General features: G+C 36.0%; 21 protein-coding genes and 1 pseudogene. 15 read left to right on the top strand and 7 right to left on the bottom strand.

Annotated elements, in window-relative coordinates; translation table 11 throughout:
• The first annotated feature begins 153 nt into the window (after positions 1-153).
• The 3 genes from grxC (at position 154) to F6K18_RS14405 (ending at position 3,624) form a co-directional block, all read left to right on the top strand.
• On the top strand, positions 154-414 hold the full coding sequence (gene grxC / locus F6K18_RS14415; protein WP_287521780.1) for a glutaredoxin 3: 261 nt from the start codon (positions 154-156) through the stop codon (positions 412-414).
• A 126-nt stretch (positions 415-540) separates the two neighbouring features.
• Entirely contained in the window at positions 541-1,530 is a 990-nt protein-coding gene (gshB, locus tag F6K18_RS14410) for a glutathione synthase (RefSeq protein ID WP_287521779.1), read from the top strand.
• Positions 1,531-2,499: 969 nt separating this feature from the next.
• Entirely contained in the window at positions 2,500-3,624 is a 1,125-nt protein-coding gene (locus F6K18_RS14405) for a Gfo/Idh/MocA family oxidoreductase (protein ID WP_287521778.1), read from the top strand.
• A gap of 197 nt (positions 3,625-3,821) precedes the next feature.
• Here F6K18_RS14405 and F6K18_RS14400 read toward each other — a convergent pair whose 3' ends face one another.
• A complete protein-coding gene (locus F6K18_RS14400; protein ID WP_287521777.1) occupies positions 3,822-4,364 on the bottom strand; it encodes a GAF domain-containing protein in 543 nt (180 codons plus the stop codon).
• Positions 4,365-4,544: 180 nt separating this feature from the next.
• Here F6K18_RS14400 and F6K18_RS14395 point away from each other — a divergent pair, with 180 nt between their 5' ends.
• Positions 4,545-5,453 (top strand): ion channel, encoded by a 909-nt coding sequence (locus F6K18_RS14395; protein ID WP_287521776.1) that lies wholly within the window; start codon positions 4,545-4,547, stop codon positions 5,451-5,453.
• A gap of 136 nt (positions 5,454-5,589) precedes the next feature.
• On the top strand, positions 5,590-6,078 hold the full coding sequence (locus tag F6K18_RS14390; protein ID WP_287521775.1) for a DNA-binding protein: 489 nt from the start codon (positions 5,590-5,592) through the stop codon (positions 6,076-6,078).
• Positions 6,079-6,242: 164 nt separating this feature from the next.
• On the opposite strand, the gene nadC is transcribed toward F6K18_RS14390, so the two are convergent.
• Positions 6,243-7,145, bottom strand: coding sequence for a carboxylating nicotinate-nucleotide diphosphorylase (gene nadC / locus F6K18_RS14385; protein WP_287521773.1), 903 nt, complete (start codon positions 7,143-7,145; stop codon positions 6,243-6,245).
• Between the two features lie 504 nt (positions 7,146-7,649).
• On the opposite strand from nadC, the gene nadA reads away from it, so the two are divergent.
• Positions 7,650-8,621 carry a quinolinate synthase NadA gene (gene nadA, locus F6K18_RS14380; protein ID WP_287521772.1) on the top strand — a complete coding sequence of 324 codons (972 nt, stop codon included), beginning with the start codon at positions 7,650-7,652 and terminating at the stop codon, positions 8,619-8,621.
• 24 nt (positions 8,622-8,645) lie between these two features.
• Complete coding sequence (locus F6K18_RS14375) at positions 8,646-9,161, top strand: cyclopropane-fatty-acyl-phospholipid synthase family protein (RefSeq protein ID WP_287521771.1); 516 nt, start codon at positions 8,646-8,648, stop codon at positions 9,159-9,161.
• Positions 9,162-9,173: 12 nt separating this feature from the next.
• On the opposite strand, the pseudogene F6K18_RS14370 reads toward F6K18_RS14375, so the two are convergent.
• The 3 genes and pseudogenes from F6K18_RS14370 to F6K18_RS14360 form a co-directional block, all read right to left on the bottom strand.
• A pseudogene (locus F6K18_RS14370) lies at positions 9,174-9,314 on the bottom strand (IS1 family transposase); the annotation flags it as partial.
• Positions 9,315-9,349: 35 nt separating this feature from the next.
• On the bottom strand, positions 9,350-9,694 hold the full coding sequence (locus F6K18_RS14365) for an IS1 family transposase (RefSeq protein ID WP_287521770.1): 345 nt from the start codon (positions 9,692-9,694) through the stop codon (positions 9,350-9,352).
• A 17-nt stretch (positions 9,695-9,711) separates the two neighbouring features.
• Positions 9,712-9,852: a hypothetical protein gene (locus F6K18_RS14360; RefSeq protein WP_287521769.1), complete on the bottom strand. Its 141-nt coding sequence runs from the start codon at positions 9,850-9,852 to the stop codon at positions 9,712-9,714.
• A gap of 260 nt (positions 9,853-10,112) precedes the next feature.
• Between F6K18_RS14360 and F6K18_RS14355 the strand changes: the two genes are divergently transcribed.
• The 8 genes from F6K18_RS14355 to F6K18_RS14320 all read left to right on the top strand — a co-directional run bounded on the left by F6K18_RS14355 (position 10,113) and on the right by F6K18_RS14320 (position 17,158).
• On the top strand, positions 10,113-10,856 hold the full coding sequence (locus tag F6K18_RS14355; RefSeq protein WP_287521768.1) for an isochorismatase family protein: 744 nt from the start codon (positions 10,113-10,115) through the stop codon (positions 10,854-10,856).
• Between the two features lie 865 nt (positions 10,857-11,721).
• A complete protein-coding gene (gene nadB / locus F6K18_RS14350) occupies positions 11,722-13,431 on the top strand; it encodes an L-aspartate oxidase (RefSeq protein ID WP_287521767.1) in 1,710 nt (569 codons plus the stop codon).
• 176 nt (positions 13,432-13,607) lie between these two features.
• Positions 13,608-13,730 carry a hypothetical protein gene (locus F6K18_RS14345; protein WP_275670435.1) on the top strand — a complete coding sequence of 41 codons (123 nt, stop codon included), beginning with the start codon at positions 13,608-13,610 and terminating at the stop codon, positions 13,728-13,730.
• A gap of 185 nt (positions 13,731-13,915) precedes the next feature.
• The gene (locus F6K18_RS14340; protein WP_161564764.1) at positions 13,916-14,071 is read left to right on the top strand and encodes a transposase; all 156 of its coding nucleotides are present in this window, start codon (positions 13,916-13,918) and stop codon (positions 14,069-14,071) included.
• Positions 14,028-14,237, top strand: coding sequence for a hypothetical protein (locus tag F6K18_RS14335; protein WP_287279143.1), 210 nt, complete (start codon positions 14,028-14,030; stop codon positions 14,235-14,237). Before F6K18_RS14340 ends, F6K18_RS14335 begins: the two co-directional genes overlap by 44 nt.
• Positions 14,238-14,662: 425 nt before the next feature.
• The gene (locus F6K18_RS14330) at positions 14,663-15,229 is read left to right on the top strand and encodes a hypothetical protein (RefSeq protein ID WP_287521764.1); all 567 of its coding nucleotides are present in this window, start codon (positions 14,663-14,665) and stop codon (positions 15,227-15,229) included.
• A gap of 397 nt (positions 15,230-15,626) precedes the next feature.
• The gene (locus tag F6K18_RS14325) at positions 15,627-15,797 is read left to right on the top strand and encodes a hypothetical protein (RefSeq protein ID WP_287521761.1); all 171 of its coding nucleotides are present in this window, start codon (positions 15,627-15,629) and stop codon (positions 15,795-15,797) included.
• Positions 15,798-16,054: 257 nt separating this feature from the next.
• The gene (locus tag F6K18_RS14320; RefSeq protein ID WP_287521759.1) at positions 16,055-17,158 is read left to right on the top strand and encodes a DNA polymerase beta superfamily protein; all 1,104 of its coding nucleotides are present in this window, start codon (positions 16,055-16,057) and stop codon (positions 17,156-17,158) included.
• A gap of 544 nt (positions 17,159-17,702) precedes the next feature.
• On the opposite strand, the gene F6K18_RS14315 is transcribed toward F6K18_RS14320, so the two are convergent.
• Positions 17,703-18,104 carry a hypothetical protein gene (locus F6K18_RS14315; protein WP_287521757.1) on the bottom strand — a complete coding sequence of 134 codons (402 nt, stop codon included), beginning with the start codon at positions 18,102-18,104 and terminating at the stop codon, positions 17,703-17,705.
• Between the two features lie 1,093 nt (positions 18,105-19,197).
• The gene (locus F6K18_RS36620) at positions 19,198-20,235 is read right to left on the bottom strand and encodes a glycoside hydrolase family protein (protein ID WP_353735080.1); all 1,038 of its coding nucleotides are present in this window, start codon (positions 20,233-20,235) and stop codon (positions 19,198-19,200) included.
• Between the last annotated feature and the right edge of the window lie 581 nt (positions 20,236-20,816).

Below are 20,816 nucleotides of genomic sequence, written 5' to 3'. Positions count from 1 at the left end.
GATGAGGTCATCCGCAAAAGTCATCTAAAGATGACTGATTTATTATAGCTAATCAATGAAACTTAATATTAGTATATAAAATCTAAAATTATTCTCTAAAGAGCCAATTAATATTACAATCAGCTAAGAAATATTGCTTATGGGTAATCAATTATGTCTGCTAACGTAGAAATTTACACCTGGTCAAGTTGTCCATTTTGCATTAGTGCTAAAGCACTGTTAGATAAAAAGCAAGTAACCTATCAGGAATACGCTATAGATGGCAATGACCTGGAACGGGAAAAGATGGCTGTGAGAGCTAATGGCCGTCGTTCTTTGCCCCAAATTTTTATAAATGACCAACATATTGGCGGTTGTGATGATTTATACGGACTGGAAGCTCAAGGGAAACTAGACCAACTTCTAGGAGTTTAGTATTAATTTCGGTAATACAAAAGCCTTGCTAGAATTTATGATTTTTTAGGGGTACTTATTGTTTGAAGATGATGATTTCCCCCTATTTGTTGTGCAAGAAAATTTTGAACTAATTAACAAAAAAAGATGAAATTTGCATTCATCATAGACCCTATAGACCGACTTAACCCAGTTCACGATACCAGCGTGGCACTAATGGAAGCTGCTCAAGAACTTGGTCACGAAGTTTGGATAACGGAAGTTAATCAACTAACTATTATTGATAGTAAAACCTGGGCAACAATTAAGCAGGTACATTTGACCCCAATTGAAAGGATAGAAAATCATTGGGTGGCAAGTAATCCTTGGTACGATCTAGGAAAAACTATGCTGGAACCATTAGAATCGATGGATGCTGTATTTATGCGGCAAGATCCACCAGTAACAATTCCTTATCTTTATGCTACTTATCTTCTAGACTATATTAATCCAGAAAAAACTTTAGTAATAAATTCTCCTCAAGGGTTACGCGCTGCTAATGAAAAAATGTATGCTTTGCAGTTTAAAAAGGTAATTCCAGAGACAATTGTTAGTCAAGAAAAAGAGGTAATTAGAAACTTTTTAGAGTCACAAGGAGCAGCAGTTTTAAAACCTTTAGGAGGAAAAGCTGGAGAGGGAATTTTATTTTTGGAACCCACAGATAAAAATTTTAATTCCCTAATAGAAATTAGTACAAAACAAGGTAGAGAACCTGTGATGATTCAGAGTTATTTACCAGCAGCAAAAGAAGGAGATAAGCGAATTATTATGCTTAATGGTAAGTCTATTGGAGCAGTAAATAGGATTCCTACTGGTAAAGAATTTAGAGGAAATATGGCAGTAGGTGGACGAGTTGCTCAGACAGAAATTACGGAACGAGAATCTGAAATTTGCGAGTATTTAGCACCTAAATTAATAGCAGATGGTTTATATTTTGTTGGTATAGATGTGATTGGTGGTTATCTCACAGAAGTTAATGTTACCAGTCCAACAGGAATTAGAGAAATTGATTTGCTTGATAATGTTAATCTGGGGAAACAAGTAATAGAATGGGTAATTGATCGAGTTAAAAGTCAAAAGTCAAAAGCGAGTGTGTAATTCTGAGGTCCCCTCAGAATGTAAGACACACTCAAGACAGTCAAAAGTAATAATTTGTAATTCCTGTATTTGAATTTATCTGGATTTGTATTTTGCCAGAGCTATTAATTAATATCCTAGAGTCTCAATATAATAGTTAAGAAGTAATATCACAATTAAGTAAGTATTTCTTATTAAATTTAGTAGGGTTTTGGTCTCCAAACCTTGAAAATAAAGTACAATTTTGAGAAAGTAAACAGCTCATCTGGCAAAATTCAACAGTGGGTTAGCAGGATGTTTAATTAATTTTGCTTAGATACTTAAATATAATTTCAGATTAGTTATAGTTATAAAAAATTAAGGTATCACTATCCTAAATGATTTTTATAAATTCCAAACTTGATAAAAATTATCAAATATTCCTCTGTTAGCTCTTGCCTAAAAAAAACAAATATTTTTTTACAGGAGTTAATAAAATAGAACTGCTATAAGTATTCTTTCCTAACTTATATTGTGTTTCCTTGAATGCTTATAATAAACAATTGATGATTTTTATAACTTTGTAGATTGGGTTGACGCAGGAAACCCAACAATAATAGATACCTGTTGGGTTTGGTCTCACTTGCAAACCTACGGTATTATAACTTAGCTAAGTAGGTAGGTAAAATTAAATAGAAAATGATTGTTGAGACGGAAAACCGGAAAATAAAAACTGTGGATAGTGATTAAACAATTTCTCTCAGCTCATGTGGCATTTGCCTATTGGTTTTATATTTTTTTACCTAATAATTAATAATTAAAATTAATAATTAAATAATTCAGGTTAAAAGCTTCCCCTTAAAAAGGGAAAAAAATAAATTTTTTCCTTCTTGGTCAATCCTCTCCCTTTTAGGGAGAGGTAATTATCCATTATCCATTAATGAAACCTACCTACTTACTAAAAATTTACCTTCTTCCTTCTTACTTCTTCCTTCTTACTTCTTATAAACAATGAACAATCAAACTATTGGCGTAGCAGTTATTGGTACAGGATTTGGTCAAAAAGTACATATACCAGGTTTACAAGCACATCACAAAACTCAAGTATTAGCTGTCTATAACCCTGATTTAGAAAAAGCTAAATCAATTACATTAAAGCATAACATTCCTCATGCTTTTAACACTATAGAAGAAATTATTTCTATACCTGAAGTTGCAGCAGTAACAATTTCTACTCCACCATTTTTACACTATGAAATGGCAAAAAAAGTCTTATCCGCAGGCAAACATTTATTGTTAGAAAAACCCACGACTTTAACAGTAGAAGAAGCCCAAGAATTATATCATATTGCTGCTAATAATAAATCTGTAGCAACTATGGATTTTGAATTTCGTTATATTCCTGCTTGGCAACTATTTGCAGAAATTTTAGCAGATGGATATGTGGGGGATAAACGCCTAATAAAAATTGATTGGTTAGCATCAAGTCGCGCTAACCCAAATCGTCCTTGGAATTGGTATGCTCAAAAAGATAAAGGTGGTGGTGCATTAGGAGCGATCGCTTCTCATTCTTTTGATTATATTAACTGGTTATTTGGACCTACGAAAAAACTTTGGGGACAACTGAATACTTCAATTAAAACTCGTCCTGACCCCACAGAGGATAACAAGTTAAAACCAGTAGATGCAGATGATACTTGTAATATTATGCTAGACTTGGCGGACGGTACTCCCTGTCAAATTTGTATTAGTTCTGTTACTTATCAAGGGCGTGGTCATTGGGTAGAAGTTTATGGTAGTAAAGGTACATTAATTATAGGTAGCGATAATCAAAAAGATTATGTACATGGGTTCAAAGTTTGGGGTTCTCAAAATGGAGAGACTTTAGTAGAAATAAAAATTCCTGACAGATTAGAATTTCCTCAAATTTATCCTGATGGTAGAATTGCACCTTTTATTCGAGTAGTTGATAATTGGGTAAAAGCAATAGAGGTCGGAAAATCTGTAGTTCCATCTCTGAGAGAAGGTGTTTATTCTCAGTTATTAATGGATTTAACCCATGAATCTAATATGACAGGTAATTGGGTCAATGTGCCAGATTTAGATAAATTATTGGCAAATAGTAGTAGCTTTTAACTGAATGTCGTCGCGGGGGCGCACCACTTTGTCAAAGGGACATCTCCTGTAAAATATTTTAATTAAGCTTATTATTCGTAATATTCTTTGTTCAAATTGGTATAATAGACATCTGGTAAAAATCAAAAATAAAATCAATTCTTATCCATAAATATTCAAATATTTCTTTCTGTTCCCTATTCCCTATTCCCTTAATATTAGCTATCTCTAATAGCTGGTGCAGTTGCCAAACTGATTGCTGCCTTTTGCATAATTTCTATATCTGACTTTGACCAGGAGCGTGCATCCTGACATTGATGAGCAACTAGCAACCCCCATAACCTCCTAGAATTAAGAATCGGCACTACTAAATTAGCTTTAACCCTTATACTACGGAGAAAATCTCGATGGCAAGGATGTATTGCTTCTAATTCAATATCTTCGATCGCTCGGACTCTTCCCTCTTGATACATAGCAGCATATTCATCATTAAAACATTCATCAGCTCCTGTTGAACCATAAATCGATAGTTCCCCATCACTCAAAGACTCAAATGTTACCTGTCCTTTCCACTCACGATAAAAATAATATAATAGCACTCTTTGTGCTTGAATATAGCCTCTAATATCGTCAAGAGTTTCTTGGATAAAAGTATTCCGAGCTACATTTTTAGCTAGACGTTTTGTTAGTTTTTCTAAATCCGGGTCAGTATGAGACATATTAGGGCGATTATTACACTCTTTATTGTTACTATTAGCCATGCTCTGTATCAGTTAAATTACAATTTTTCAAGCTTATATCGGTTGAAAATTTTGACTAGCAGATCGGTCATCTTTAATTTTATACTCAGAACTTAGTTTGACTCATTTCAAATTTTTTTGCCATGGTTATTTGTCAGATAATTTGATGATTTTCATCAGCACTATTATTCGGTAATTAAAATGAAAAATTTTAAACGAAAAACTCAAAAAACTTTTGTAAGAAAAATCGGTCCTGTAGACTTTATAATTTCAGGAATGACTCGCTTTGAGTGGAGTGATTTTTACCATTGGTTAATACAAATTTCTTGGCAAAAGCTATGGGGAATAATCATTAGTTTTTATTTAATAATTAATATTATATTTACATTTTTATATTTAGCCAGTAGTAATGGAATTGCTAATGCTCAACCTGGTTCTTTTAGTGATACTTTTTCTTTCAGCGTACAAACCATGGCCACTATTGGTTATGGCGCGATGTACCCGACAAATACTTATACCCATGTTTTAGTAACTATAGAAGTTTTTATTGGTCTAATTGCCATGGCAATGATTACAGGACTAATGTTTGCCCGTTTTTCTTTGCCAACTGCGCGGGTACTTTTCAGTAAGGTAGCAGTTATTTCTCCTTACAATGGTATTCCGACTCTTATGTTTCGTATTGCCAATCAACGCCAAAATTGGATAGTAGAAACTCAAGTGAGAGTAACTTTATTAATGGATAAAGAGGTTTCTGCTGAAGGACATTCTTTACGAAGATTATGCGATTTAAAATTGGTTCGTTCTCAAACACCAATGCTTGCTCTTACCTGGTTAGTAATGCACCAAATTGATGAAAATAGTCCTTTATATAATTGGTCTGAAGATGATTTTAAGAATTTAAATAATCAGGATATGCGATTTTTTATAATGCTTACGGGATTAGATGAAACTGTTTCTCAGACTATTCATGCTCGTCATATTTATACATTAGACCAGATAATGTGGCATCAGTATTTTGTTGATATAATGTTTACTTCTGCGGATGGTCAAAACTATGTTGATTACTCACATTTCCACAATGTTGTGCCTTTAGAAATCAGTAAAAATTGACTGAAAATTCAGAAATTAAAGTATGAATGAATACTGATAAATACTGGAAAATCAAAAATTTTTGCCAAACTAAGTTTTTTGTGGTTTAATCATCAAGGGTTATTCAGTTTATAAAATATATATTCCGGAATAGTTTATGACAGATACAGTAGGTACAACAGAAGCAGCTTTTCTTCTCAATATTTCTACCGCCAGACTCAGGTTACTTCTCAGGCAAGGTCGCCTCAAAGGAGCCAAAAAGGTCAAACGATTCTGGATAATTCCTTTGAATAGTCGGGGAATGCCAGAAATTACTCCAGGTCGTCGAGGTCCTCAAGGAACTTGGAATAAAGGATTTCGTACAGGCAATACTTTTATCCATGTGCTACGAAGAGAAATTGACTATAACCGAGACAATTGCACATCTTTACCAGCGATATCTGTAAAACAGGGAAACAGAAATTATCGTTGTCACGAAGTAGAGATTCTGGGAAACTGCAAAATCGTGTATCGTCCTCATAAACCTAACAAGAGTCAAGCTGGTGGTGCTCGCCTGTGGATTGAGGTAGACCCTGATATTCAAATAATTCGCAAATCTTTCCTAGATACAGAGCCAGAGGAAAATAAACCTAAAGGTTTTGGTTAGCTTTAAGTCTGATTGTTAAGTTCAACCGAATTTTTCTCTATTTCTCTATTTAATAGTAATAGTATCGGTGTTGCCTTCTTTGACTTTTGGGCTAACACTACAGATTCTTATGGAAATGATTCTGATATTTCTAGCAGTACCAAGCTGCCTCAAAATCCTCTTCCCTATTCCAAACCTCTTCCTCCTCCTGCGATATTGGTAATATTTTTTTCTATCTTCATACTTAAATCTAACCAAGTTGACCTAGTAATAGGAGCGCTAGTAGAAACATAATCTACTCCTGTTTGAGCCACATTTCTAATAGTATCTAAAGTAATATTTCCTGAAGCTTCAATTTTAATACGACTATTATTTTGCCTAATAATTTTAACTGCTTGCTGCATTACTTCAACAGACATATTATCGAGCATAATAATATCTGCCTGATACTCCAAAGCAGTTTCTACTTCTGCCAATGTTTCTGTCTCCACTTCAATAGTTAAAGGATAAGGTATTGTTTCTCTGACCTTAGCGATCGCTTCCCCAATACCTCCAGCAGCAGCAATATGATTATCCTTAATCATCACCGCATCATCCAAACCCATGCGATGATTTTTCGCCCCACCAACTTGAGTCGCATATTTTTCTAAAATTCTCAATCCTGGAGTTGTCTTGCGAGTATCAACCAGTTGCACCGACAGATCGGCAATTTTATCTGCATATTTACGAGTCATAGTCGCTATCCCACTCAAACGCATCCCTAGATTTAAGGCCACCCTTTCCCCAGTCAATAAACTATCTAAAGGCCCATCTAACTTAGCTATTACAGTACCCGACTCACACCATTCCCCCTCTGTAACAGTAGGTAAAAAGTTGACCTTTTCATCCAAAAGTTGAAATACTCTAGCTGCAATTGGCAACCCCGCAATAACTCCTGATTCCTTGACCAACCAATAACCTGCACCTGGAATTACTTGGTCTGCTGAAAATAAGCCTGCAGTAGTGCGATCGCCCCTGCCAATATCTTCTAGGAGCCAATTTTTTAATAAGTTGTCTAATATTATGTTTGGAGGTATAACAGATTGCATATTTTTACTTAAATTTCATTCAGAATTACTGGCAGAGTAGCTCCCACCTAATATCAAATCCGGTTGAATACTTATTATATAGTTGGGAGTAGGGGACTGGGGGACTGGGGGAGTAGGGGAGAAGAAATATTCAAGTAATTTAAGAAATTATAAACAGATATTAAACATCTACTCCACGCATAGGGAGTAGAGAGTAAAGGGAAAGAAATAAGAGTGCGATAATTGATTTTATTTTTTATTATTGGAGATGTCTATCATATAACTAGATTCTATGTGCAATTAACCGTATTTGATATAAAATATTTAACACAGCAAATATCAACTCGTCCATTTTTTGAATCTATATTCGTTTACTCAACAAGGTTAACTTTTTCTCCCATAACTAACTCTAAATTCAATTTTTGATGAATTCTACTATAATTAATAAATCTATCATAAAATAGACTGATTAAAGTGTCTTAAACTTACCACTGGTCAATAAGTAAATTACAGAAAGATTTAATAATGTTTGCTACTCAACTTAAAACTAACCAAACTTTAGATAATATACCTAACGATATATTTGAAGCGATCGCTCACCTCAAGCAAGAATTAAATGCTGTTATCTTAGCTCACTATTATCAAGAACCGGATATTCAAGATATTGCTGACTATATAGGTGACTCCCTCGGTCTTTCCCAAAAAGCAGCAGAAACAGATGCAGATGTCATTGTCTTTGCTGGAGTTCATTTCATGGCGGAAACAGCAAAAATTCTCAACCCAAATAAACTGGTACTCCTCCCAGACTTAGATGCAGGTTGCTCTCTCGCCGATAGTTGCCCAGCGGAAGAATTTGCCAAATATAAAGCAGTCCATCCTGATGCAATAGTAGTTTCTTATATTAATTGCACTGCTGCTATTAAAGCAATGAGCGATATTATCTGCACCAGTTCCAACTCAGTCAAAATAGTTAAGCAAATACCAGCAGACCAACCAATAATTTTTGCCCCAGACCGGAACCTGGGTCGTTATGTCATGGAGCAAACCGGACGAGATTTAATTTTGTGGGAAGGAAGTTGCATTGTTCACGAGACATTTTCTGAAAAAAAGATGGTGCAATTAAAAATAGAGCATCCCGAAGCTGAAATTATCGCTCATCCAGAATGCGAACCGAGTGTGTTGCGTCATGCTAATTATATTGGTTCAACCACTGCTTTATTGAAGTATTGTCAGGAAAACCAAAACCAAACATTTATTGTGGCAACGGAACCAGGAATAATTCATCAAATGCAAAAGAAGGCACCTAGCAAAAACTTTATCCCTGCACCAGCGATGAATAATTGTGCTTGTAACGAATGTCCTCACATGAGGTTGAATACTTTGGAAAAACTTTATCTGGCAATGAAAAATAAAACACCAGAAATTGAGATTCCTGAAGAGACGCGAGTAGCAGCACTAAAACCTATTCAAAAGATGTTAGAACTTTCATTTAATTAGGCAAAAGTTATAGATAGAGGATAAATGACAGAAGCAGTAAAAATTGCCCAACAATATTATGATGACACCGAAACCGACAGAATGTATGCAGCTATCTGGGGAGGGGAACATATTCATTATGGCATCTACACCCAACCAGACGAAGCAATTCACTATGCGTCCCTGCGTACCGTAGAAACCATTGCCCAAACTCTAGAAAAAATAGACCAAAATTCACGGGTCATCGACCTGGGAGCTGGATATGGAGGGGCAGCTAGGTATTTGGCTAAAACTTATGGCTGTTTCGTGTGTTGTCTCAATTTAAGCCAGTTGCAAAATCAACGCAACAGTCAACTTAATCAAGAACAAAACTTAAGCCACTTGGTAGAAGTTACTCAAGGAAGTTTTGAGGATATCCCTTATGCAGATAACTCCTTTGATATAGTTTGGTCTCAGGATGCCATTGTGCATAGTGGCGATCGCCGTCTAGTTTTCCCAGAAATTAAAAGAATATTAAAACCGGGAGGCGAATTAATTTTTACGGTAGTCCTAAAAAAGTAATGATGTCTGCAATCAGGCATTGTAGTGATCAATAAACATCCAAATCGCTCCGATATGATTTTCTAGTTTCTGGCAACAGGATAGTGCTCTCCTAAGTAATCGCGATACTCCTTGTCTGATGGTACAGTTGAACCTTTCAATATAGCTTGTCTGATATCAAATCCGGTAGCATCGGTGTAATTAGATAGTTAATCTAGGAGGACCTCCTCAGGAGGGAAGAGAATGCGCGAAACATTTGCTCTTGGATGAAGATGAAAATTTTTTTTATACCGAACCCGAGCGGATTTGATATGACCCGTTTGTTGGCCCACGGCTTCATGTCTTTTGCTCGGGACTACCTGTTCATCTGCCTGCCAAAAATCTGTGTAGACTATTGCACACTGGCGATCTACCCCTGGTAGAGAAGACCACAGTTGCTTGGCTGCTTCCCGATCTGGTTTACCGATATCAACCCCAACAATCTGCCGCCTTTCCTGATCCAGTCCTACCCAAACCCACTGCTGATTTCCTTTGTTGTCTACAAACGACCACATCTCCAATGCTGGCAACGTTAACTTCCCTTTTTTTTTTGGGATGTTTTCACCAGTGGAGGAACCTCTGCATATTTGGCAAGTACATGATCTTGAAGCCATTTTTCAGACAGTTGAGCAACCCGAGCAATGGCAGCCAGAGAAATACGTTCCAGCAGCATCGGGTCAATCCCAGCTTGAAGTCTGGTCAGAAATGGTATTTTGAGTGGGATGCTCAATCAACTGGCGACCACAGTGGTGGCATTTGAAGGGTTGTTTACCCTTGTGGAGCTGGCCATTGTTGACAACGGGTTGACCGTGACATTGAGGGTAGTTGGGCATAGTGGTAACTATGGTTGACTATTTTCCTCATTTTACTCCACTATTATTACTTTTACAGGACTACCATTATTTATACTATTGTTTCATTGAGTAAATTATAATGACAACAACTCTAGCGACTCCTGATACTACCTTAGCAACTATTCAAGCTGCTTTACCTGTTGATCCACAACCTTATATTATAGCCGATCGCTCTGCCGGATTAATTGTAGTAGATGTACTTAATGGTTTTTGCACTGTTGGGTTTGGTCCCTTAGCACCCCAAGAACCTAACGAACAAATTGCTACAATGATTTCAGAAAGCGATCGCCTAGCGAGAACTTTTGTTGAACGAGGTTGGCCAGTTTTAGCATTTTTAGATACCCACGAACCAGGGAAACCAGAACCTCCTTATCCACCTCATTGCGAAAAGGGAACAGGAGAAGAAGAACTTGTCCCAGAACTGAAATGGTTACACGATAATCCCCTCGCAACATTAGTTCCCAAGGATTGTATTAATGGATTTATCGGTTCTATTGAGGTTAATACTCAGCGTAATGTATTGTTAAACTGGATAAATGAATACAAACTGGAAGTCTTAGTTGTGGTAGGAATTTGCACCGATATCTGTGTGATGGATTTTGTTGTAACTATTCTGTCGGTTCGTAATCATGGTTTAGTGCCTACTTTAAAAGATGTGGCTGTATATGAAAAAGGTTGTGCTACCTTTGACCTCACAGCAGAAATGGCAGCAGAGCAAGGTTTACCAAAAACTGCTATTCATCCACAGAAAGTATTACACCATGTCGGATTATATAAAATGGCCGAACGCGGTACATTTATTGCTTCTACTATTGAAATTTAGAGGCCGACCGACTGTTAAAAGTAGAATTTTCCGGTATTGAAAATAAGTTAGACATCTATACTGTGTTGATGATAAGCTTCAAAAATTACAGCAGTTTTCGAGTTGATCAGTTACAAAGTTTGATACTTTTAGGGAATAGGTAGCAGGGAGCAAGGAATGAATAAAAATTATAGATTAGTCATAAACTATACCGTAATTATTCGGTAAAAAATCACAAATATTTGTAGCAAATACAGAAGTTTTCGAGTCTTGGAGGTAGAAAAAATTATGCTTTTAAAACACAGGGAATAGGGAATAAGAATTAGAGATAAACTTTAAATTATACCTTACTCCCCTGAAATTTGCTGTATTTATTTAATTACTGTTAGAGTTCAAAGTTAAAAGCTCATATCAAATCCGTCTAATTGCATATGCTTCCAATTACCTTACGATCAGTTTTAGCCTAATAGACACCTCCAATTATAAAAAATCAAATCAATTATCGTACTCTTATTCATCAATTCTTTCCCCCTACTCCCTACTCCCTCTTTTATGGAGATGTCTAATGATTGTGAGGTTATTTAACCGGATTTGATATTCAAAGTAAAACCGAAACATAATAACTTCTGAATATAAATATAAGTTCCTCTAAATAATTTTTGATTCATAACCGAAGAAATTGTAAAAAAGTAGCTGAATTTTAAGAAAGCAATTATAATCTTTCTAATCTGTAGACAATGAGCAAGCATTCTTCTTGTCCCCTCTTAATTGCAAGGGATAGTCTATTGCTATCTATAAATATGTATCTGAAATTCCTTATAGAAAAGCTGTGCTCAACAAAATTGTACACTGATTTATTCTATATCAAATAAATAACTTTATACGAATGCCAAGATTAAAATCTCTAAACATTTCTCCCTACTTTGATGTTATAGTAGTAGGTTCGGGTGCAGCAGGACTTTATGCTGCACTTTGTTTACCTACTCATCTTAGAGTTGGTTTAGTTACTAAGGATGTCATAAATATGGGATCGAGTAACTGCGCTCAGGGAGGTATTGCTGCTGCTGTAGATCCATCAGATCATCCATTCTTACACTTAGAAGATACCCTCAAAGCAGGTGTGGGTTTATGTGAAAAAGAAGCGGTAAAATTCATGGTTGAGAATGCAGGTGAAGCGATCGCTCATCTAGTAGAAATGGGTGTTGCTTTTGACCGCAAAGGAGAAAAACTGGCAATGACTTTAGAAGCTGCCCACTCACATCCTCGCGTACTTCATTCCGCAGATACTACAGGTCGAGCTATTATTGATACACTTACAGCAAAAGTTTTGGAACGTCAAAACATTCAAGTTATTTCTCAGGCAGTAGCATTAAATTTATGGCTGACTCCACAAAAAAATCGCGTCCAAGGTATTAGTCTTCTCCATCAAAGTAAAATTCAGTGGTTAAAATCTTCCATAGTTGTGCTGGCAACGGGTGGAGGGGGTCAAATATTTGCTCAAACAACTAACCCGGAAGTGAGTACAGGGGATGGAGTAGCAATAGCTTGGCGTGCGGGAGCTGTTTTACGAGATTTGGAATTTTTCCAATTTCATCCTACTGCTTTAACTAAACCAGGCGCTCCTCATTTTCTGATTAGTGAAGCTGTGCGGGGAGAAGGATCTCATCTAATTGATGTTCGCGGAAACCGCTTTGCCTTTGAATATCATCCTGCTGGAGAGTTGGCACCAAGAGATGTTGTCAGTAGAGCTATTTTTCATCACTTGCAAAAAACTGCAGATGATCCCACCCAAGCTCATGTTTATTTAGATTTGCGACCTATTGCTCCCGACCGCATTCGTTATCGCTTCCCCAATATTATCAATGTCTGCAAACAATGGGGTATTGATGTTTTTCAAGAACCTATTCCGGTTGCTCCTGCTGCTCATTATTGGATGGGTGGAATTGCTTGTAACTTAATGAGTAAAACCTCAATTCGTGGACTCTATGCTATCGGAGAAACGGCAAGTACGGGAGTTCATGGAGCAAATCGTTTAGCTAGTAATTCTTTGTTGGAATGTTTAGTGTTTGCTTCTCAACTATCTCGCATTGAAATTCAGCCAAATTTAGTTGCGCCTAATTCTGAGGTGTCGCAGGTAGACTTTAATTGGAGTGGGGATATGGAAAAGATAGAATTGATTCGGCAAATGCTACCGAGTTTAATGTGGGAAAGTGCGGGTATATCTCGTGAAAGAGAGTTGTTAGATAGATCCATACATAAAATTAATAATTGGCGAGAAAGTTTGGCAGGTTTGGATGTAGTTCAATTTTTAGCAAATCTATTACCTAACCAGATGATAGAGTTAAACTCGACTGATGCTGAACAACAGTTGCGGATGGTTGCAGAAACGCTCAATCTTTTGGATCTAGGTTCTTTAATTCTCAAAAGTGCTGCATGGCGAATTGAAAGCAGAGGTGGGCATTATCGTAGCGATTATCCTCAAAGTTCCGACCGTTGGAACGTACATACTTTGGTGCAGGGCGATCGCTTGTGGAAATCGCCAATGGGGATTAATTCTGAAGAGTTAAAAATCAAAAGTATGGCAGTTGAGGCATAATATGATCTCAGGTTAACTACTGAATTATCATCATAAATAAACCTTTGATCAAACACCTGCAGGGAAGCTCTATTTAACTTCTCTGCATTCTTTTTCAAATCTATGTCTAAAAATCTTAGAGACTGTTTGTAAAAAAAAGCTAAAGATGGCCATGAAGAGGTATTTAAGGTAGGAAATTGAAGAAGGAGACAGGAGACAGGAGACAGGAGACAGGAGGAAAATTACATGGGGATTCGCTCCCCCAAGTAATTTTGAACACCCCCGTTGACGGTGGGGTATTAAACCCACAAAGAAAATGATAAAAAAATCAATGATGAGTGTCAAATCAATGTCCCGAAAATTTTATGCCAGTTACCTAAGCGATCGCTTAGGTGGGAGCTACTAGAACCTTTGCTACCAAAACCTCGATGAGTGTCAAATCAATGTCCCGAAAATCTTATGCCAGTTACCTAAGCGATCGCTTAGGTGGGAGCTACTAGAACCTTTGCTACCAAAACCTCAAAAACGAGGGCAAAAACCAAACACTAATCTCACAGAAGTAGTTAATGGTATCTTCTATATCTTTTATTCTGGTTGTCATTGGCGTTCTTTGCCCTATGATCTACCACCTTGGCAAACTGTATCAACTAAATGTACGTAAATGGCAACGACATGGTGTTTGGGAGGAAATAAATCATACTCTACGGCGAGAAACAAGAATACTCGAAACACGACACCCAGAACCTACTGCAGCAGTTGTCGATTCGTATGGCGGTAAAAACAACGGCAAAAAGCGCACCGCCCGCGCTGAGGTTTCCTCAGCGTAAGGACGGAGCAAGCAGGGGGAGGTATATGGCTATGATGGCGGTAAAAAAGTAAAAGGCCGGGTATCGTCATATCTTGGTTGATACTCAAGGGTTACTACTAGGGGTACTTGTCAGTGAAGCAAATATGGGAGAATGCTTGGGAGCTATGGCATTTAGGGTAAGCTACCATCTTTAAAATTAAGATATATCAAGGTGTGTAAGGTTTTAATATTTTGATACTTACACAAAGAAATTAAGATCAGTGTAGTTAAGTAAAATTACTTATCAAAATGTATGTAATTGAAATTTTTGATTATAAGATAATAGTGTACACGGAGACAAAAGAAACAGACAGAGTGGATTTACTTTGAGATATTAAAAGTGAGCGAGACCAAGGACAGTTAAGGAGTAATTTCAATACAACACTTATTGGGGAGGTCTGACTTATGAATATAAAAGAAATTTATAAATTAGGGATACCTCTAACTTTAGCGTCGAGTTTGATCTTAGGACTAATAGTTAACTATCCATCCCATACTCAAGGAGCACAAAATATAGACCCTGAACCTTTCATTGATAAAACTGAGAATCCTATCAGGCTAGCAAGAATTATTAAGCGTTCTTGTACTGGGTACTATCAGGTAGAAAGTTCAAGTTTAACCGCTCAAAACGGCGTAATAGTAGGTAGATTTCATGCAAGAAGAGGATGCGGTCATAATGTACCAAATAGATGTCGGAGAAAAGCAAGAGATGCTGCCCACAATTGTATGGAAGATCACTGGAATTATAAAAAAGTAATGCCTCAATTATGTCAAAGTGAAGGAGTGCAAAATTATAATATTCGAGATTTATCACAGGAGCTAACCCGGACGGTTTGTTCATATACTAGTGATCCATACTTCAGGGCTAATATTTACAGAGTTACCAAAGGAAATAAAGGGTGTGGACCTAATAACGAGAAACAAAAGAAGACCCTTCTTAAAACGAGATATGTTTTTCGATGTGGATCTTAGAGACTGTTTGTAAAACAAATCTTAAGAACAGCCAGATTTTTTAGCACCAAGCCTTTGTAACATTAATCTAAATTATTGCACTGTAAATCAGAGCTTCACTAATCTCTGGTAGTTGTTCATAGTCGAGAACTAAATGTCGGTATTCTCAAATAGCAGAATAAATTTGAGTATATGGGGAGATGATATCAAATCCGGTAGCGCGGTTTTCCTGCACGGTAGACCACAGTAGGGACGTTCCATGGAACTTCCCTACTGGGCGCGTGATTGTGACGATGTGGTTCATCTCAAAACACTCTGACCCAACACAAAGGATCATATTTATGACAAATTCTAAATTAGAAATAAAAAATATATTCATTACTATTTTGACATACGCAATAGTAGAGTATCAAGCCTTGTGAAAACTGAAGTTGAAGTCATTTGCGCTCTCATCAAACTACTCTCACAAGTCAACCGACACGAACAACTAGGATTATTAAAAATTAGAATTGAAGAAGGAGACAGGAGACAGGAGACAGGAGACAGGAGGAAAATTACTTATGGATTCGCTCCCCCAAGTAATGCGTGAACACCCCCGTTGACGGTGGGGTATTAAACCCACAAAGAAAATGATAAAAAATATATTCATTACTATTTTGACATACGCAATAGTAAAAAATCACATTCTCACAACAGTCAATCAACATCTTTACCAGATGGCAGGAATATTTTCTTGTAATATATTAGTAATATAAATAATACACCGAGGCGATCCCTCTGAAAAAAAGCGATCAAAAGCCCCAAGGATCTTCTTATATAACTTTTGAATTTTAAATTTTGATTTGAATGGATAGAAAAACAGTAGAATCAGGATTAATATTACTTGCCCTGACAGGTTCTCAAGCTTACGGTACTTCCACACCTTCATCAGATTGTGATTATAAAGGCGTTTTTATTGCTCCCAAAGATTATTATTTAGGTTTCAAATCTGTTGAACAAAAAGACCGAGGTTGGGATGAACCAGGAATAGGTTTATATCCAGTATTAGATAATGTCAAAGATTGTGTGGTTTATGAGTTAATAAAATTTCTGACCTTGGTCTATAACAACAATCCCAATATATTAGAAACTCTGTGGTTAGATTCAGAATTTTACTTACATTTATCGCCAGTCGGAAAAAAGCTAATTTCCTATCGTCAGGCATTTATTTCCCAGAAAATCAGAGCTTCTTTTGCGGGCTATGCTTACTCTCAAATTAAACGAGTGGAAACTCATAGAAAATGGCTATTAAATCCTCCAGTAAAAAAGCCAGAACCTCAAGATTTTGGACTGAATGAAGATAGCTATCGGCCTTTAACCAAATCAGAAGTTAATGCTTTTATGGAATTCCTTTATATGTTGGTTAGAGACTGTATTGAATTTTTAGAACCAACTCAGCAACTACGAGATTTGTTGTTAGAAAAAATTGATTATAAAGCGATTCTTAAACAGCATCCAATTTCTGAGGACTTATTACCAAAAGTGCAAGAATATACGCGAGCAAAAAACGATTTTATTCATCTGTTGCACTTAACTCAAGCTTATCGGCAAAGTTTAAGTCAATGGGAAGCTTATTGTAGTTGGAATAAAGGTAGAAATTTGCAACGGAAGGAGTTAGAAAAAAAGTGTGGATATGATGCCAAGCACATGAGTCATTGTATTCGGTTATTAAGAATGGGAATTGAAATTTTGCGGGAGGGGGTGCTTTATGTGAATCGGAAAAAAGTGGGAGATGCAGGGTATTTATTATCGATTAGAAATGGGGATATTGCTTATGAAAATGTCAAAAAATTAGCTGATGATTTGTTTGATGAAATTAAGGAGATTAAAACTGAATTACCAGAACAAGTAGACTGGGAATTTTTGAATCAAGTTTGTGTAGAGTTGGTGGAAATGGCGGGAATTTTTTAGGAGTCAGGAGTCAGGAGTCAGGAGTCAGAATGAATAGTTTAGTCTATTTCTTGTCTATTTTTTGATGTAGCCATAATTTCTAGTTACTGACTGGGCAAATAATCTAATTTTTTTTGGAAAAACTATAATTAGGGTTTGCTGGATAAGTATACATGGTAAGGGGAGGAGTCAGGAGTCAGGAGTCAGGATAAATAGAAATTATAGAGGAAATAGCAGGAAGAATCGTCCCTTGATTTTTCTGCCCAACTCTTGACCAAAATCCTAAATTTTTGAACTATTACCACCTATAAACCTTGCACTTTTTGATACTTAAAAAGGAACTTACCTTTATATGTAAAGACTTTTAGATTAGATCGGTAAGCCCTAATTATAGAATTATAAACATACAGCAGATTCTACTAAGCATAAGGTACTACTGTCGCGGGCAAGATGCCCACACTACAAACATTTAAAAACTACAAACAAAAATTTTTTTATCACTTATTATCCGGACATGATATAACATCATAATCTTTGATTTGATTTAGGATTCTTATCCATCTAATTAAACAACTGAAGTTGAAATAAAATGCTCTTTGTAAATACACAAAAAATTCTCCGCATGAGCAGCTCCTAACTGTTGAATTTCTGGAGGGAAAGCATCAAGAGGGGCAGTCTTTCCTCTTACATTGAATTTTTCAGCACCAGCCGACGTTCCTTGATGAAGGTAGACTATAGTGGGGTATAACTGTAACCACATACCCAAGCGTTGAGCTACATCATAAGTTGTCATTGCTCCCAGACCCTTAACCCGATTAGTAACAGATTCTACCCAGTCATAAAGTTGCTCGAAGGTCTCTAAGGGAGGTTGTAGGCCATCTGCTAGTGAAATTCTCAATCCTACCCCTAATTTAGAGGATACTCGACGTTGATGAGAGTGCATTTTGCCATCTGGAAACCTAGACATTCAAGCTCTCTCTAAAGCACCTTCCCAATTCAGACTTTTATCACCCCACCATTGTTCTTGAAAAGTATAGTAATTATCGTAGTATTTTTAGATAATCTTTCACCAAATCTGAAAGAGTTTTTTCTGAGGAGTCAGAGATTTACTATTGCATTGACTTGAAGTTTTTACTAATCTTTTTTTTTCGTTGTAGCAGTCCATAATTGTAATCACAATAACTGTATTTCTACAATTCGGTAGTCCTGTAGATGTAGTAATATTTATCATTTTCTTTGTGGGTTTAATACCCCACCGTCAACGGGGGTGTTCAAAATTACTTGGGGGAGCGTAGACGCGGAGCGGCAGGTCGTTGACTATCCTCATGTAATTTTCCTCCTGTCTCCTGTCTCCTGTCTCCTGTCTCCTTCTTCAAAAGTAAATCCCTTTCACTATCAGAAACAAAACTACAAACATCAATACTTGTACACCACTACCTACAATTCTATAACAGAAGTTATAGAATTATTGAAATAGCTTAATATAGTATCCAGATAATTAGTTATCGTATAATTTAGTAGTCAGTAGAAAGGATAAAATGAAGGATGAAAGTGGAAATTATCTAGGGATATTCCGACATTTTATATCTGCATTGAATGTAAGTATAGATTGCGACAACTGCATAACCGAATTTCATATTAAGAGGCAGATTTTATTATTATTAAATCCCAATTCACTATCAAGTAAATTAATATAGAAATTCTCAATTATTTGGGATAATTTTCCTTTTCCCTGTTGAGCGAATAATTAAACTTTAAAGTCTCTGATTTCAATAATAAATCCGATATTCCGCAGGTCTAGCTTGTAGTTTCAGGTATTTATTGCTCAGATTTTTACATGATAGGAATTACGAGCAAGGTTTAAGTATAAATACATACTACATTAACTATTGACTATAATTCTTAATATTAGAATCTGTGTTCCACCATCTTCGTGGAAAAAGGTACTGTAGTATGTTTGTCGTGCGGAATGTGGGATAAATAAATCAAAAAAATCCTTTTCACCAATCCTATTCATTTGAAGGAGAAGGAGAAGTAATTATTAATTATTAATTGTTGAATTAATCATCTCTAGTAAAACTAGATTTTTCCCGAACTTCCTCTAAGGTTAAAGATGGTCTATTTTTTACCTCTGGGTCAGCTCCCACTTGAATCAATAAATCTGAGAATGCAACTTTTTTATTAAAAGGCCGAATAGCTTTAATACTCACACCTGAACTAATTAATTTTTCAGCAACTAATTTAACATCTTTTATACTTACTGCTGAACCAAACCAAATTGAATTACTAGGCAGATCCACTACTATAGTTGGTAAAAGTATTAACTGATAATCTAAAGTTCTTAAAGCTTTTTCAACTACTCCATTGTCAACATCCTTAGGAAAATACTCAACTATCACAGAGTTTTCCTTTTTTTGATAAAAATTCTCCCCTAAAATACTTAATTCATTTTCCAAAACTTCCCGATATACTCTCGGTAAATTCCTACTCATAGAATTAGTTTCAATTCCATATCCTAAACTCGTCCATGTTCCAGATAATAACCGCAAAACTCGGTCTAATTTTCCTTTTCTTAATAACCCAGGAATATCTGCTTTCCAATATTTGCGATCGCTTAACCAACCATGTACAACAGCATCCTGATATTTTGGCTCAAAACTGTAAGATTCCCAAAACATAAACCAACCACGTTGAGGATGATAACGTCTTGCCATTAGATACCAAGTATTTGTTAACATTTGATATCGTCCAGCTGCAGTGCTACAATTCCCTTTATTCGGACCAGAAACGATGGTAATACACCAGTCTGGATGTTTGCTCAAATTAGATACATTTTTACCTGTATAAACAACATGATAAGGCCGAGAATAATTAGACTCGCTAGCTGAAATAGTTCGCATTAATGCACGAATATAAGGATCTCCACCTTTCATTGCTAGTTGAGGCCATTTATCTCCACCATTGTAATTATATTTATTAGGAGAAATTAATTTAGTTATTTCCTGTTTACTTATGTTTGAGTTCCCCTTAAAAATTTGGAAAAACGAAATAAAAGAGATGATAAATATAGATATAAAAATTAAACGTTTGAAAAGCATAAAACGACCATAAGAAGACCTTGACTTCTTTCTTCTGATAATCTTAGGTTTAACCGGATGCATCTAAATAATAAAGGAAAGATTTTCAATATTTTTTGGAAGCTGCCTACTATGAATTTCATGTAGTAAAGTTTCCTAATCAACCTCTAGTTTAACCTAATTATTAAAAAGTTGCGCCCCTTTTTTTTTAGTACAATAGCTGATTTTTTTTATAATAATTACTGTATTAAAATAATTCTAAAATGTGCTATGCCATAACTTATACCAAGTCTAGTAGCATCGGTATTTTCATTAATAGACAATGGATAATTACCCCTCCCTTTTAGGGAGAGGATTGACTAAAAGGAAAAAATTTATTTTTTCCCCTTGAAAGGGGAGGCTAACAAAGCTGAATTATTTAATTATTAACTCTTCGGTAAAGGTAAGGAAGAAGGAAGAAGTAACAGGGAAGAAGACTTTAGTTATCTAGAACAGAAGACTTAAAAGTCCAAAAAAACTTAAATTTTTTGTAGATATTCACCCTTTGGTTCACACAAACGATACCAGAGGACATGATATTAAAGTTCATCTTGAATTATTAC

Source organism: Okeania sp. SIO2C2 (genome assembly GCF_010692625.1).
GTDB lineage: Bacteria > Cyanobacteriota > Cyanobacteriia > Cyanobacteriales > Microcoleaceae > Okeania > Okeania hirsuta.
The sequence above is the reverse complement of the archived record's forward strand: the minus strand, read 5'-3'. Positions and strand labels throughout refer to the sequence as shown.

Bases quoted from the DNA above. Each gene is read 5' to 3' on its own strand.
- grxC (WP_287521780.1), top strand. From the start codon at position 154: ATGTCTGCTAACGTAGAAATTTACACCTGGTCAAGTTGTCCATTTTGC.
- gshB (WP_287521779.1), top strand. From the start codon at position 541: ATGAAATTTGCATTCATCATAGACCCTATAGACCGACTTAACCCAGTT.
- F6K18_RS14405 (WP_287521778.1), top strand. From the start codon at position 2,500: ATGAACAATCAAACTATTGGCGTAGCAGTTATTGGTACAGGATTTGGT.
- F6K18_RS14400 (WP_287521777.1), bottom strand. From the start codon at position 4,364: ATGGCTAATAGTAACAATAAAGAGTGTAATAATCGCCCTAATATGTCT.
- F6K18_RS14395 (WP_287521776.1), top strand. From the start codon at position 4,545: ATGAAAAATTTTAAACGAAAAACTCAAAAAACTTTTGTAAGAAAAATC.
- F6K18_RS14390 (WP_287521775.1), top strand. From the start codon at position 5,590: ATGACAGATACAGTAGGTACAACAGAAGCAGCTTTTCTTCTCAATATT.
- nadC (WP_287521773.1), bottom strand. From the start codon at position 7,145: ATGCAATCTGTTATACCTCCAAACATAATATTAGACAACTTATTAAAA.
- nadA (WP_287521772.1), top strand. From the start codon at position 7,650: ATGTTTGCTACTCAACTTAAAACTAACCAAACTTTAGATAATATACCT.
- F6K18_RS14375 (WP_287521771.1), top strand. From the start codon at position 8,646: ATGACAGAAGCAGTAAAAATTGCCCAACAATATTATGATGACACCGAA.
- F6K18_RS14365 (WP_287521770.1), bottom strand. From the start codon at position 9,694: ATGTGGTCGTTTGTAGACAACAAAGGAAATCAGCAGTGGGTTTGGGTA.
- F6K18_RS14360 (WP_287521769.1), bottom strand. From the start codon at position 9,852: ATGCTGCTGGAACGTATTTCTCTGGCTGCCATTGCTCGGGTTGCTCAA.
- F6K18_RS14355 (WP_287521768.1), top strand. From the start codon at position 10,113: ATGACAACAACTCTAGCGACTCCTGATACTACCTTAGCAACTATTCAA.
- nadB (WP_287521767.1), top strand. From the start codon at position 11,722: ATGCCAAGATTAAAATCTCTAAACATTTCTCCCTACTTTGATGTTATA.
- F6K18_RS14335 (WP_287279143.1), top strand. From the start codon at position 14,028: ATGATCTACCACCTTGGCAAACTGTATCAACTAAATGTACGTAAATGG.
- F6K18_RS14330 (WP_287521764.1), top strand. From the start codon at position 14,663: ATGAATATAAAAGAAATTTATAAATTAGGGATACCTCTAACTTTAGCG.
- F6K18_RS14320 (WP_287521759.1), top strand. From the start codon at position 16,055: ATGGATAGAAAAACAGTAGAATCAGGATTAATATTACTTGCCCTGACA.
- F6K18_RS14315 (WP_287521757.1), bottom strand. From the start codon at position 18,104: ATGTCTAGGTTTCCAGATGGCAAAATGCACTCTCATCAACGTCGAGTA.
- F6K18_RS36620 (WP_353735080.1), bottom strand. From the start codon at position 20,235: ATGCTTTTCAAACGTTTAATTTTTATATCTATATTTATCATCTCTTTT.